The organism is Bradyrhizobium sp. GW821-FHT13H06 (assembly GCF_058803975.1).
On sequence record NZ_JBXAPN010000004.1, the window covers coordinates 168,688 to 181,528 of the forward strand.

At 64.0% G+C, this 12,841-nt stretch carries 14 protein-coding genes; 11 read left to right on the forward strand and 3 right to left on the reverse strand.

The annotated features are described in order from the left end of the window. Positions 1-177 precede the first annotated feature (177 nt). A complete protein-coding gene (locus tag AC1RQP_RS18305; protein ID WP_492937983.1) occupies positions 178-1,080 on the forward strand; it encodes a LysR family transcriptional regulator in 903 nt (300 codons plus the stop codon). Positions 1,081-1,085: 5 nt separating this feature from the next. Here the strand turns inward: AC1RQP_RS18305 and dapA are convergent, their stop codons facing one another. Then, on the reverse strand, positions 1,086-1,997 hold the full coding sequence (gene dapA, locus AC1RQP_RS18310; protein ID WP_492938419.1) for a 4-hydroxy-tetrahydrodipicolinate synthase: 912 nt from the start codon (positions 1,995-1,997) through the stop codon (positions 1,086-1,088). A gap of 184 nt (positions 1,998-2,181) precedes the next feature. On the opposite strand from dapA, the gene AC1RQP_RS18315 reads away from it, so the two are divergent. The 6 genes from AC1RQP_RS18315 (at position 2,182) to AC1RQP_RS18340 (ending at position 7,795) form a co-directional block, all read left to right on the forward strand. Continuing rightward, positions 2,182-3,267, forward strand: a complete 1,086-nt coding sequence (locus AC1RQP_RS18315) for a LacI family DNA-binding transcriptional regulator (RefSeq protein ID WP_492937984.1) — start codon at positions 2,182-2,184, stop codon at positions 3,265-3,267. 3 nt (positions 3,268-3,270) lie between these two features. Next, the gene (locus AC1RQP_RS18320) at positions 3,271-3,639 is read left to right on the forward strand and encodes a tautomerase family protein (RefSeq protein WP_492937985.1); all 369 of its coding nucleotides are present in this window, start codon (positions 3,271-3,273) and stop codon (positions 3,637-3,639) included. 13 nt (positions 3,640-3,652) lie between these two features. Beyond that, positions 3,653-4,795 (forward strand): acyl-CoA dehydrogenase family protein, encoded by a 1,143-nt coding sequence (locus AC1RQP_RS18325; protein WP_492937986.1) that lies wholly within the window; start codon positions 3,653-3,655, stop codon positions 4,793-4,795. 16 nt (positions 4,796-4,811) lie between these two features. After that, entirely contained in the window at positions 4,812-6,395 is a 1,584-nt protein-coding gene (locus tag AC1RQP_RS18330) for an acyl CoA:acetate/3-ketoacid CoA transferase (RefSeq protein ID WP_492937987.1), read from the forward strand. A gap of 9 nt (positions 6,396-6,404) precedes the next feature. Beyond that, positions 6,405-6,887: a MaoC family dehydratase gene (locus AC1RQP_RS18335; protein WP_492937988.1), complete on the forward strand. Its 483-nt coding sequence runs from the start codon at positions 6,405-6,407 to the stop codon at positions 6,885-6,887. A gap of 71 nt (positions 6,888-6,958) precedes the next feature. After that, on the forward strand, positions 6,959-7,795 hold the full coding sequence (locus AC1RQP_RS18340) for an ABC transporter substrate-binding protein (protein WP_492937989.1): 837 nt from the start codon (positions 6,959-6,961) through the stop codon (positions 7,793-7,795). Positions 7,796-8,039: 244 nt separating this feature from the next. Here AC1RQP_RS18340 and AC1RQP_RS18345 read toward each other — a convergent pair whose 3' ends face one another. Together AC1RQP_RS18345 and AC1RQP_RS18350 are read right to left on the reverse strand one after the other, a co-directional pair. Further along, positions 8,040-8,666, reverse strand: coding sequence for a hypothetical protein (locus AC1RQP_RS18345; RefSeq protein ID WP_492937990.1), 627 nt, complete (start codon positions 8,664-8,666; stop codon positions 8,040-8,042). An 18-nt stretch (positions 8,667-8,684) separates the two neighbouring features. Next, complete coding sequence (locus AC1RQP_RS18350) at positions 8,685-9,284, reverse strand: hypothetical protein (RefSeq protein WP_492937991.1); 600 nt, start codon at positions 9,282-9,284, stop codon at positions 8,685-8,687. A gap of 45 nt (positions 9,285-9,329) precedes the next feature. On the opposite strand from AC1RQP_RS18350, the gene AC1RQP_RS18355 reads away from it, so the two are divergent. From AC1RQP_RS18355 to AC1RQP_RS18370, 4 genes are read left to right on the forward strand one after another with little or no spacing between them, the layout of a single operon-like run. Further along, positions 9,330-10,106, forward strand: a complete 777-nt coding sequence (locus tag AC1RQP_RS18355) for an ABC transporter ATP-binding protein (protein ID WP_492937992.1) — start codon at positions 9,330-9,332, stop codon at positions 10,104-10,106. Beyond that, complete coding sequence (locus tag AC1RQP_RS18360) at positions 10,103-10,825, forward strand: ABC transporter ATP-binding protein (RefSeq protein ID WP_492937993.1); 723 nt, start codon at positions 10,103-10,105, stop codon at positions 10,823-10,825. Before AC1RQP_RS18355 ends, AC1RQP_RS18360 begins: the two co-directional genes overlap by 4 nt. A 2-nt stretch (positions 10,826-10,827) precedes the next feature. Beyond that, complete coding sequence (locus tag AC1RQP_RS18365) at positions 10,828-11,742, forward strand: branched-chain amino acid ABC transporter permease (protein ID WP_239622906.1); 915 nt, start codon at positions 10,828-10,830, stop codon at positions 11,740-11,742. 3 nt (positions 11,743-11,745) lie between these two features. After that, entirely contained in the window at positions 11,746-12,816 is a 1,071-nt protein-coding gene (locus AC1RQP_RS18370; protein WP_492937994.1) for a branched-chain amino acid ABC transporter permease, read from the forward strand. Positions 12,817-12,841 lie beyond the last annotated feature (25 nt).

The following is a 12,841-nucleotide window of genomic DNA, read 5'->3' on the forward strand; positions in this document are numbered from 1 at the left end:
GGCGCTCAGGCTTTCGCATTTGAGAATGCTTCGTCCATCGCGCGATGTCTTCGCATGAAGCGTAAGCTGACACCTGAACGACCGACAACATCGCCATCAATTATTTTCCGAGCAAGGTTGATAACCGAAATCTATGATGCACACTGTCATCGCTCACTCATGACCGGACCATGCGAGATGAATCTTAGACAGCTTGAAATCCTGCGCGCCGTGATGCGCACGCGATCCACGGTCGCGGCGGCGAAGGATCTCGGCATGTCGCAGCCCGCCGTCAGCAACGCCATCAAGCATGCGGAGACCACGCTCGGCTTCCTGCTGTTCGACCGCGTCAACAAGCGCATGGTACCGACGCAGGAGGCGCAGATCCTGCTCGCGGAGGCCGAGCCGCTGTTCCTGATGCAGGATCTGATCAGCCAGACGGCCGCGCATCTGCGCGCCGGCCGCAAGGGGCGGATGCGGATCGTCGCCACCTCCGAACTGTCGGAATCGCTCCTGCCGCAGGTGGTCGCGCGTTTCAGCAGCGATCACGCCGGGGTCGAGATCTCGCTGGAGACGCAGCGGCTCGACGACCTCCTGGAATATGTCGAGACCGGCATCGTCGACGTCGGCTTCGCCATGGAGCCGCATCCGCGTCCGACGCTGGACTATTTGCCGCTGGCCCAGCTCGACATGGTCTGCGCCTGCCCGGCCGACAGTCCGCTGGCGCAATTGAGCTTCGTCAGTCCGACCGATCTGCGCGATATGCCTCTGATCAACGCCCGCACCTCGAGCCGCATCAGCAGCCTGATCCAGGAGGCGTTTCGCCGCAGCGCCGTCAACTTCGCGCCCGCCATTGAGGTGCGCTTCATGAATGTCGCCGGACATTTCGTCGAAGAAGGGCTCGGGGTGACCATCATGGACGAGCTGACGGCGTCCTCGACGCGCTATAGCCGCCTCAGGAGCATACCGTTCAAACCGAAGACCGAGGTCACCATATCTGCCGTCGTGCCGGCCGGCCGCATGCAGCAACGGCTGACGCAATCCCTGATCAGGCACGCGCGCGAGGAGATCGCGGCCCGGATTGCAGTGGCGCGGCAGTGAGGCCTTCATGCGCTCGTCCGCTTTGATGCATCCGGCCAGGTCAGACCGAGGCGCCCGACCAACGCCAGCGCGGCAGCATCCTGTGCTGCGGGAAGTGGCAGTCGCGGCGGGCGCGGATGGCCGGCTGCAAAGCCCATATGACTGAGCAACGCCTTGCTGCCGGCGACGTAGGCCTGGCCGCCGACGAACTCGATCACCGGCAGGTATTTGAGATAGAGCTCGCGCGCGTCCTTGATCGCGCCGTGGTCGGCGACGAGGCTGAAGATGCGGGCCATCTCCGCCGGAACCACGTTGGAGGCCACGGCCACCCAGCCCTGCGCGCCCTCGACGAAGGATTCGAAGCCGAGGATGCCGCCGAACACCGTCATCCTGTCGCCGCAGAGGCGGATGATGTCGCGCACGCGCGTCACCTCCAGCGTCGACTCCTTGATATAGAGGCAGTTGTCGATCTCGGCGATGCGCGCCACAAGTGACGGCTTGAGATCGACATTGGCGGTCGCGGGATTGTTGTAGACCATGATCGGCAGCGCGATCGCATCGGCCACCGTTTTGTAGTGATGAACGAGTTCGTCGTCGGTCGGCGTCGAATAGTATGGCGGGATGATCATCACGCCGTCGGCGCCCAGTTTTTCGGCACGGCGACTGAGGCGCACCACTTCGCGCGTATCCTCCGCACCGGTGCCGATCAGCACGGGGACGCGGCCCGCGGCCTGGCGAATGACAACCTCGGCAACCAGCGCCTTCTCGTCATCGTCCATGGAGAGGAACTCGCCGGTCGACCCGAGCGGGATCAGCCCGTAAATGCCCTGCGCGATCTGCCAGTCGACGAAGGCGCGCAATGCCGCGACATCGACCTCGCCCGCTGCCGTGAACGGGGTGATCATGACGGTATAGGTGCCGCGGAACGTCTTCATCAGGGTACTGCCGGGTGCTCGGGTGGATTCAGGCGATGGGAGCCGTCTGCGGAATATCCGCACGCATTATGCAATCGTTTGCATAAGCGGCTCTGCATTGGGCAACACCATCCATTTTTTGAGCTTGATCCATGCGGAGTATGCTCATAACGTCTCTGCAATCGTTTGCACTCTATCGGCAGGTTTGATGAGCGTCACGCTCAAAGATGTGGCGCAGGCGGCCCGTGTTTCAGTCAGCACTGCTTCCCGAGCGCTGACGGGAACCGGCCTGACCAGCGAGCGCACGCAGCAGCGCCTGGCGCGCATCGCGCGCGAGCTTGGCTATCGGCCGAACCCGATCGCACGCGGCCTCAAGACCGGACAGTCCCGGCTCGTCGCGCTGCTCGTCCACAATCTCACCAACGCCTCGTTCCAGGTAATGGCCGAAGTGGTGCAGGCGCGCCTGAAGGCGCTGGGCTATCAGATGCTTCTGTGCATCGGCGGCGACGATCCGCAGCAGGAGAGCGACACCCTCACCACGCTGGTCGACCACCGCATCGACGGGCTGATCGTGGTGCCGACGGGCAAGAACGGTGCGCAGCTCGAGACGCTCTCCAAGGACGTGCCCATCGTCTGCCTGGTGCGGCGCGACGACACGACCGATCTCGAGACCGTGCTCGCCGACGATCCGCAAGGCGCTTATCTAGGCACACGTCATTTGATCGAGCTCGGGCACAAGCGCATCGGGCTGATCGTCGGCCGCCAGGACACCACGTCGGGCCGCGAACGGCTGTCCGGTTATGTCCGCGCGCTGCGTGAGGCCGGCATCGCCAGGGACGACACATTGATTCATGCCGGCCACTACGTGCCCGAGACCGGCGCGACCTGCTGCCGCAAGCTGCTCGACCTTCCCCGCCCGCCCAGCGCGATCTTCGTCGCCAATCACGAAGCCACGCTCGGCGTGCTGCGCGTCACCGCGGAACGGAACATCGCCATTCCCAATGATCTCTCGCTTCTCTGTTATGAAGACATGCCGTGGTTCGAATGGCATCGTCCGGCGATCAGCATCGTCGACAACGGCGCCCGGGATCTCGCCAATCTCGCCGTCGACCGGCTGCTGCATCGCATGGACGCCAAGGGAAGCAGCAATGACGGCGTCCGCGAATATCGCGTCGGCGCCCGGCTGATCCAGCGCGACTCCTGCCGCCAGATCGACACCCCGGCCCCTGCGAAATCCGCGAAATCAAAATCGTCCTCACCCAAATCGTCTGCGGCCAAATCCGCGAAGGTCTGATCGATGCCCTATGTCGAAGTGCTCGCCCCGCAAGCTCCAGCCCAGCGCAAGGCCGCGCTGGCGCAGTCCGTGACCGACGGCCTGATGTCGGCTTTCGGTGTCACCGCCGATACGGTCACGCTCTATTTCCTGAACATTGCGACCGATGACTACGCCCACGCCGGCAGGTTTGGCGCGGAAGCCACCGGCCAGCGTATCCTGCTCAAGGTGCACGCCTTCCGCCGCAGCGAGGCCGAGCGGCGCGCTGCCGCGATCGCGCTGACGCGCGCCGTTTGCAGCGCCTATGGCGTGCCGGGCGGCGACGTCGCGGTCTATTTCTGCGATCGCGACCGCAGCGAGGTCTCCCACGATTCCAAGCTCGCCAGCGACTGACGGGAGCACGCCCATGGACCGCTTCTACAGCCAAGACCAGAAAGCCCTGCGCGAGACCGCCCGCCGCTTCGCGGAAGCCGAGATCCTGCCGCGCGCCGCCGCGATCGATCGCGAGGACCGCTTCGATCGGACGCTCTACAAGGGCATGGCTGATCTCGGCCTGTTCGGCATCTGCCTGCGCGAAGGCGCCGGCGGCGCCGGTCTCGATGCGGTCGCAGCCTGCATCGCGATGGAGGAGCTGGCGCGCTGCTCCGGCGCGGTCGCCAATGCCTTCGCGATCCCGGTCGAGGCCGTGCTGTTCTTCGACCATCACGGCACCGAGGCGCACAAGGCGTTGATCCCGCAGATTCTGAGCGGCGACATCATTCCTGCGACGGCGGTCTCCGAGCCCGATCACGGCTCCGATGTAGCTAGCATCCGCACCAACGCGGTACGCGAGGGCAATGGCTGGCGGCTCAACGGCACCAAGGCCTGGGTGACACTCGGCGGCGTCGCCGACCGCATCATGGTGTTCGCGCGCACCGGCGCTGATGCGGGCTATCGCGCCATCTCGTGCCTCCTCGTCGACGGCAACCTGCCCGGCATCGCCCGCGGCAAGAACGAGGAATTGCTCGGCATGCACGGCCTCGACGACTGCCAGATCACCTTCTCCGGCGTGCGCCTGCCAGCTGACAGCGTGATGGGGCCGGAGAACCAGGCCTTCAAGATGGCGATGAGCAATTTCAACTTCAGCCGACTGATGATGGCGTCGATGGCGCTCGGCATGGCGCAGGCCGCGTTCGAGGACGCGACCGCCTATGCCAGGGACCGCAAGCAGTTCGGTCAAGCCATCATCGGCTTCCAGGCGGTGCAGTTCATGCTCGCGGACATGTCGACCGACATCGCCGCCGCGCGCCTGCTGATCCACCATGCCGCGCGCCTGCACGATGCCGGCGAGCCGATCGCCAAGGAGGCGGCGCAGGCAAAGCTGTTCACCACCGACATGGCGATGAAGCACGTCTCCAACGCGCTGCAGATCCACGGCGGCAACGGCTATTCGCGCGAGTATCGGATCGAGCGAATCTTCCGCGACGTCCGCCTCGCCCAGATCTACGAGGGCACCAACCAGATCCAGCGGCTGATCATCGCCCGCCAAGTCGAGAAGGAGGCCGCGTGATGCGGGAAGCGCCGTCATGCTGAGCATCATCACCGCGGCAGAGGCAGCCGGTTTGATCCGCGACGCGGACACGCTGATCGTCGGCGGCAATGGCGGCACCGGCGCTGCCGAAGCCATCCTCGATGCGCTGGAGCGACGTTTCATCAGTGGCCAGGGCCCGCACAATCTGACGCTGATCAATATCACCGGCGTCGGCGCCGTGACCGAGAAGGGCCTCTGCCATCTCGCCCATGAAGGCCTGATCGCGCGCGTTATCGGCGGCAACTTCGGGCTCCAGGTGCCGTTCATGCGCCTCGTACGCGACGAGCTGATCGACGCCTACAACTTCCCGCAAGGCGTAATGAGCCAGCTCTGCCGTGCCATGGCCGCGAAGCATCCGGGCGTGCTTACCCATGTCGGCCTCAACACCTACATGGACCCGCGCCAGGATGGCGGGCGCATGAACAAGCGCACCACCGCGCCGCTGGTCGACCTGCTCGAATTACACGGTCAGTCCTGGCTGCTCTATCGCGTCCCCGCTCCCCCCGACGTCGCCATCATCCGCGGCACCTCGGCCGATGAGGACGGCTATATCAGCATGGAGCACGAGGGCACGACGCGCGAGGATCTGTCGATCGCGCAGGCCGTGCACAATGCCGGCGGCACCGTGATCTGCCAGGTCAAGCGCATCGTGAAGCGCGGCTCGATCCATCCACAGATGGTGAAGATTCCGGGCTTCCTGATCGATCACGTCGTGCTCGAGCCCGAGCAGATGCAGACCTATGGCACCGCCTATGATCCGGCGCGCTGCGGCGAGAGCCGCGTGCCGGTGGCGATGATCACGCCTGATCCGCTCACCGAACGCCGTGTGATCGCCCGCCGCGCCGCCTTCGAACTGCGCCCGCGCGACGTCGTCAATCTCGGCGTCGGCATCTCCGCGATGATCCCCAATGTCGCGGCCGAGGAAGGCATTTCCGACCTGATCACGCTGACGGTGGAGTCCGGCGTCGTCGGCGGCGTGCCCGGGCACGCCCGCGAATTTGGCACCGCCATCAATCCGCGCGTCATTCTCGACCAGGCCTATCAGTTCGATTTCTATGACGGCGGCGGCCTCTCCTGCGCCTTCCTCTCCTTCGCCGAGGTGGACGAGACGGGCAATGTCAACGTCACGCGCTTCGGCGAGCGCCGCGACGGTTCGGGCGGCTTCATCGACATCACCCAGAATGCGCGGCGGCTGATCTTCAGCGGCACCATGACGGGCGGCAAGTTCGACATCGGCGTCGAGAACGGACGCCTCGCAATCCGGCGTGATGGCGCCTTTCGCAAATTCGTTCCGCAAGTCGGCCAAATCAGCTTCAGTGCAAGCCTCGCTGCCCAGCGCGGCCAGCACGTGAGCTACATCACCGAGCGCGCCGTGTTCGAGCTCGAGAACGGCAGCGTGACGCTGACCGAGATCGCGCCGGGCGTTCGGCTCGAGCAAGACATCCTTGCCCATATTGGTTTCCGGCCGCGCATCAGCCCGCACCTGAAAGACATGGACCCGCGTATCTTCCGCTCCGGGCCGATGGGGATCGCGCAGAGTTTCAAGGCGCTGCCAGCACGGCCGCGCAAAGTCGCCTGAGGAATTCAGATGGTCCCGAGCGCTCCCATCAATCTCCGTTACGAGGACATTGCGATCGGCGCGGAGTTCGAGACCGCCGTGCACACTGTGACGGAGGCCGATATCGCAGTCTTCGCCGATGTCACGCGTGACCATCATCCGCTTCACGTCGATGGCGCCTACGCGCGGTCGCGCGGCTTTCCCGCGGTGATTGGCCATGGGCTGTTCGGCTTGTCGCTGATGGAGGGGCTGAAGTCCGAGCTGAAGCTGTACGAGGAGACGTCAGTCGCCTCGCTCGGCTGGGACGAGGTGAAGTTCAAGGGCCCCATCGTTGCCGGCGACACCTTGCGCGTCCGCTTCCGCTTCGACGAGAAGCGGCCGACCAAAAATCCCGAGCGCGGCATCGTCATCGAGACGGTTGACCTCATCAACCAGCGCGACGAGGTGGTGACCGCGGCACGCCACATCTCGCTGATCCTGACCCGGCAAGCCGACGTGACGGCGGCCACCTGACGCGACAACGAAGAAGACGTCGGACCGGAGAACGGCTCCTCTGCCACCCACGATTTGATCGGAGTATTCACATGCGATTTCCCAAGACCTTCTCCGCCCTCACCGTTCTGATCGGCCTGTCCCAGGCGGCCGGTGCGCAGACCTGCACGCCAAAGGTGCCGGCATCGAGCCTGATCGAGGCGCCGAAATGGCAGATGTCGATCAACCCGACGCTGCCGCCGCAGCAATTCGTCGACGACAAGGGCGAGTTGCAGGGTCTCAATGTCGAGCTCGCCAGGGAAATCGCCAAGCGCCTCTGCATCGAGGCTGTCTTCCTGCGCATGGACTTCCCGGCGATGATCCCGGCGCTACGCTCCGGGCGGTTCGATGCCATCAACACCGGCCTGTTTTGGACCGAGGAGCGCTCGAAGATGCTCTACCTCGTGCCTTATGCGCAGCAGGCGATCAGCATCTACACCGATCCCTCCTCAAGCCTGAAGCTCGAAAAGTTCGAGGATCTCGCCGGCCGCGTCGTCGGCGTGGAATCGGCGACCTACACCGAGCGCAAGGCGCGCGAGTTCAGCACCGCGATGGAGGCCAAGGGCCTCAAGCCGATCGAGCTGCGCACCTTCACCACCGTCACCGCCACCTCGGCGGCGCTGCGCGCCGGGCAGCTCGAGGCCGCGCTCAACATCAACGAGACCGCCGACTCGCTCGAGCAGAAGGGCATCGCAAAGATCTGGGTCCGCGACATCGCCGGCACCGACATCACCTTCGCCTTTCGCGACAAGCAGCTCGCGCAGGCCGTCGCCGATGCCCTCACTGCGATCGGCGCCGACGGCACCTATGACAAGCTGTTCGACAAGTTCGGCATGACCAAGCTGAAGGCCACGACGTTCGCCATTCGCGGCGACGGGCCGACGAATTGACAAGCTTGCACTGTCTCACGAGTGGCCGCGCACATACGACCGACCCGATCAACAACTGCCGTTGATGGGGGAACAGCATTCGCCCGCTATACTCATTGGTCGCGGGGAACGCGACCAACCCATACCCTATAGGAACGGATTGACCTCGGATCGATCAGCACGACCATGCGATTACGTGGCGATTGAGTGACAATTTTCATCCTCGAGAACTGAGGTTGCTCGTCAGCACTCGCACAGTCTGCGGTCACCCCCGACAGTTTTGCCTTGCACTTGCACCACTAAAGGCCGACCCGTCCGGATCGCTCACGCCCGTGACGACCAGATCACCATTGGAGGAGAGCGTGAAGACGGAGTCACCCGGCGTCTGTAACAGGCCGCCGAACGCATCGGCGCGGGATGATTCGAAGAGATCATAGGCGCGAGTCTCGCGCGGCGACTGAGAGAATTCCGAAGTGCCGTACAGCCGCTGCAGCACGCCCACCGACCCGGTGTCGATCTGGCTATGGCCACGCAGATTGGTGACCACACCGTTCCAAATGCTGTTGGCATTGGTCGCAGCCGGATTGAGCGCTCCGCCGACACGCAGGTCTAGATCGCCGCCGCCAGTCGATGTCAGGCTGCCGTCTGCGCTGAACCGGCCGGCGCTGCCGATCGCGAGAACGATGCCCTGGGTACGCTGGTTGATCTGCTGATCGCTTTCGCTGGCGAGCGGCGAAAGAATGCCGGCATCGCCACCGACCTCGACGCGCAAATCGCCGCCACCGAGCGTGCTGAAGCCGGTGAAGCCTATCATCTTGTCGTGCCCAGCGTTCACATAGCTACCGAAATTGATCCACCAGGCCGTGGCCTGATCCTGCGATCCGCCCAGCATCGTGACGGTTCCCTGACGTCACAGCCAGTTGCCGACCGCCGCGCTGTTATAGCCCGAATCCGCCGAATTGGGGCGACCGCCGCCCGATACCGGGAGGGTCATGATATTGCCGATGAGGTCACCGCCGGCCTTGATGGTCAGGTTGCCGCCGCCGGTCGGATACCACGCCCGCGCCAGACTGTCGGCGCCGCCATCGACAAACTTCTCATAGGCGCCATCGGCCTCGCCGAGGAACGTGTTTTGCAAATTGAGGACACGCGGCAGGTTATACGGATCGCTGCTACCGGTCGCCGTCGACGATGTACCGGCGGTGTAGACGCCGAACAGCAAGGACATATTGAGGCCGCGCGCCGACAGCAGATCGAGGTCGGCCGCCCCTGTGCGCACCACGCTGAAGCGCGTGCTGCCGGGCGTGGGTTCAAACGTATCCTTCGCCGTGTTCAAGCAATAGGCCGGGTTATCCGTGCAGAAGGCAGCGGCGGTAAGGACGGGGCTTAGAGCGTCTAAAAACGCGTCGGTAATCACCGCTCGGCCACAAAACATTCCCGGAACGTCAACGTCATCACAATTTCCGATATCGGCGAACGATATTTCGAATTTTACAAGCGTCTCTCCCAACGCAAAACTCCGTCCGTGATGGGTGGCGAGTGAGAAGGCGTTGAGATGACTTCCGGTGGCTTGGAGTTGGGCGCTCGCGACGTCAGCGTCCAATTCGAAGGCTTAAAAGCGCTGTCAAACGTTACGCTCACCATTCCACGGGGACGCATCACCGGACTGATCGGCCCCAACGGCGCCGGGAAGACAACACTTATCAACGTGCTGACCGGATTCCAGCCCGTCAGTACCGGAACCGTCGAGCTGGAAGGCGAGGTGCTCAACGGCATCGCGGCACACAAGCTTCGACGCAAGGGCGTCGCGCGGACCTTTCAGTCGGGCCGACTTTTCCGCGACCTTCCGGTCGTGGACAATCTCGAGGTCACAGGCGTGGGGCTGGGTCAGGCGCGGCGCGAGGCGATCACGGAGGCCGAGCGCGTGATGACCTGGCTCGGGATATCGCACCTCGGCAGCACGATCGCAGGCGCCCTGCCCTACACCGACGAGCGCCGCGTCGCCATCGGCCGGGCCATCATGTGCAGACCGCGCTACCTGCTGCTGGACGAACCCGCCGCAGGCATGTCCGAGCATGAAAGCCACGATCTGGCCGATATTATCAGGCGGATCGCCCGTGAGTTCGGCGTCGGCGTCCTGCTGATCGAGCACAATATCGGGCTCGTGCTCGAACTCTGCGAGCGCATCTTCGTCCTCGATTCCGGCGAGATTATCGAAGTCGGCGACCCCGCGCAGATCCGCGGCAGCGACGCGGTCCGGCACGCCTATATGGGCACGCAGCACGACGAAGTGGTCCCGGCGCTCGCGACCGAGATGGACGCCGCATCATGACGCTGCTCGCCGTCGACGACATCACCGTCAACTATGGACGCCTGACCGCCCTGCGCGGCGTCACGCTAAAAATTGCCGAGGGCGAGGTCCTGTTCGTGACAGGCCCCAACGGCGCGGGCAAGTCGACCCTGCTGAACGCGATCGCCGGTGTCGTGCCGCCTGGCTCGGGGTCCATCACGATCGACGGCGCGAAAATGACGGGCGCCTCGCCGGAGGACATCGCCCGGCGCGGATTCTCGCTGGTGCCGGAAGGACGCAACGTGTTCGGCGCACTGAGCATCGAGGAAAATCTGAAGGTCGGCACCGGCATGCGGGCCGACAGGCACAAGATCGCCGATGACCTGGAGTCCGTCTACGCCGAATTCCCGATGCTGGCCGATCGCCGTCACACTGCGGCCGGCATGCTCTCCGGCGGCCAGCAGCAGATGCTCGTCATCGGTCGTGCGTTGATGACGGCTCCGCGCATCATGGCCATCGACGAGCCGTCGCTCGGACTTGCACCCAAGATCATCGATCAGGTCTACGAAATCCTCGTGCGGCTGCGGGCTCAGCGCAAGCTGACGCTGCTGATCGTCGAGCAGAGCTCGACGCGGGCCATGATGACCGGCGGCCGCATGATCCTGATCCGCGGCGGGCGCATCATCCTCGAGGGTGCGGCAGCCGACATGATCAAGGACGAGCGTCTGAAGCAGGCCTATTTCGGCTTCGGAGACCACTGAGAATGACGGCGGTCCTGCAGATCATCTTCGACGCACTGAGCCTCGGCAGTCTCTATGCCCTCGGTGCGCTCGGCATCGCACTGATCTTCGGAGTCATGCGGCTCGTCAACTTCGCCCATGGCGACTTCATAGCCTTCTGCGTCTTCGCGATGCTGTGGCCGTCGATCGATGCAACGGCGGTCGTGTTCGCCGGCTTGCTGCCGTTCTATCTCCTGATTCCGCTGTTGCTGATCATCGGGGCGCTGCTGTCGATCCTGTCGGAGATCATCGTATTCCGTCGTTTCCGCAACACCAATCCGGCAACGATGATGATCGCCTCCTTCGCCCTCGGCTTCGTCATCCGGCACCTGCTGCTGATGCTCTATTCGAGCCGGCCGAAATCAATCACGCTCTGGCCGAGTCTCGGCTTGCCCGTCGATTTTCTCGGCGCCCATATACCGATGCTTCAAGTCGTGACCATCGTGATCACGCTGGCCGCGCTTGCCGTCCTCGTGCTGTTCCTCAAGCGCACGCGCTATGGCCTCGAAATGCGCGCGGCCGCCGAAAACTTCACCATGGCGCGCATGCTCGGAGTCCGTGCCAACGGCGTCATCCTGCTGGCCTTTGCCATCAGCGGCATGCTGGCCGCGGCAATCGGATTGATTCTGGCCACCATCTCCGGCACCGCCGACATCAACATGGGCGCCAACGTCATGCTGATCGCCTTCATCGCCACCGTGATCGGCGGTCTCGGCAGCGTGCCCGGCGCTGTCGCCGGCGGCTTCATCATTGGAGCCGCCAGCGTCGTCTTCCAGGCAACATTGCCGCACGACGCGCGCGTCTTCCGCGATGCCTTCGTCTACGGCGCGGTAATCGTCGTCCTTCTGGTGCGGCCACAAGGCTTGTTCGCGCCGAAATCCGCCAAGCAGAGGGTCTGATCGATGCCAAAGCGGCCGTCTGTCATCCGGCAAACGATCCTGACACCGATCGTTCTGATCGTCGTACTGCTCGTCATGGCTGCCCTGACCTATCAATTCGGCAGCCGCGCGTTCAACCGGACCGCGGTCGAGATGTTCATCAACATCATGGTGGTCGTCGGCCTCTACGTCTTTGTCGGCAATTCCGGCCTGCTGTCGTTCGGGCACATCAGCTTCATGTGCCTCGGTGCCTACATGACCGCCTGGCTCGCGATTCCGCCCGTGATGAAATCGATCACACTCAAGGGACTGCCCACCTGGCTGCTGCATACGCAACTGCCAATGTGGGTCGCCACACCCATCTCGGGTGCGTTCGCGGCCTTGTTCGCGCTCGTCGTCGGGCGCGTCATCATGCGCCTGTCGGGGATCGCCGCCTCGATCGCGACCTTCGGCCTGCTCGGGGTCGTCAACAACGTCTATTCGAACTGGGATTCGGTTACGGGCGGACAGGGTTCGATCGTCGGCATACCACCGACCATGAACGTGTGGGTCGGCTGGCTGGGCGCGGCGGTTGCCATCGTGATCGCCTATCTCTACGCGATCTCCCGCTCCGGGCTCGCGCTTCGCGCCACACGCGACGAGTCTGTCGCCGCCAGCGCCTCGGGAATCGACATCGTCCGCGAACGGCTGATCGCGTTCGTGGTCAGCGCCTTCATCATCGGCCTCGCCGGCGCGCTCTACGCCCACTTCCTGAGTATCGTCAATCCGGGTGCCTTCTATCTGCGGACGACCTTCATCACCCTGTCGATGCTGGTCGTCGGCGGCATGTACAGCCTCAGCGGGGCGGTCACCGGCGTGGTCGCGATCTCGGTGCTGATCGAATTGTTCCGCAACCTCGAAAAGGGCGTCAGCCTCGGCGCGCTCAAGGTCGCACTGCCCAACGGGGTCCAGGAGATCGCGATCGGCATCATCACCATCGTCATCCTGATGTATCTGCCGACCGGACTCACCCGTAATCAGGAGTCCTCCTGGCGCGGCTGGCCGATGCTGCGGCGATGGTCACGCCCCGTGCGGACGGCAAAGGAACTGAACTGAACTTCCCTGCACAACTGGAGGAATG

Coding starts and splice junctions, on each gene's coding strand:
- AC1RQP_RS18330 (WP_492937987.1), top strand. CDS start 4,812: ATGCTGAGCATCATCACCGCGGCAGAGGCAGCCGGTTTGATCCGCGAC.
- AC1RQP_RS18370 (WP_492937994.1), top strand. CDS start 11,746: ATGCCAAAGCGGCCGTCTGTCATCCGGCAAACGATCCTGACACCGATC.
- AC1RQP_RS18315 (WP_492937984.1), top strand. CDS start 2,182: ATGAGCGTCACGCTCAAAGATGTGGCGCAGGCGGCCCGTGTTTCAGTC.
- AC1RQP_RS18335 (WP_492937988.1), top strand. CDS start 6,405: ATGGTCCCGAGCGCTCCCATCAATCTCCGTTACGAGGACATTGCGATC.
- AC1RQP_RS18365 (WP_239622906.1), top strand. CDS start 10,828: ATGACGGCGGTCCTGCAGATCATCTTCGACGCACTGAGCCTCGGCAGT.
- AC1RQP_RS18360 (WP_492937993.1), top strand. CDS start 10,103: ATGACGCTGCTCGCCGTCGACGACATCACCGTCAACTATGGACGCCTG.
- AC1RQP_RS18345 (WP_492937990.1), bottom strand. CDS start 8,666: ATGCTGGGCGGATCGCAGGATCAGGCCACGGCCTGGTGGATCAATTTC.
- AC1RQP_RS18355 (WP_492937992.1), top strand. CDS start 9,330: ATGACTTCCGGTGGCTTGGAGTTGGGCGCTCGCGACGTCAGCGTCCAA.
- AC1RQP_RS18325 (WP_492937986.1), top strand. CDS start 3,653: ATGGACCGCTTCTACAGCCAAGACCAGAAAGCCCTGCGCGAGACCGCC.
- AC1RQP_RS18320 (WP_492937985.1), top strand. CDS start 3,271: ATGCCCTATGTCGAAGTGCTCGCCCCGCAAGCTCCAGCCCAGCGCAAG.
- AC1RQP_RS18340 (WP_492937989.1), top strand. CDS start 6,959: ATGCGATTTCCCAAGACCTTCTCCGCCCTCACCGTTCTGATCGGCCTG.
- AC1RQP_RS18305 (WP_492937983.1), top strand. CDS start 178: ATGAATCTTAGACAGCTTGAAATCCTGCGCGCCGTGATGCGCACGCGA.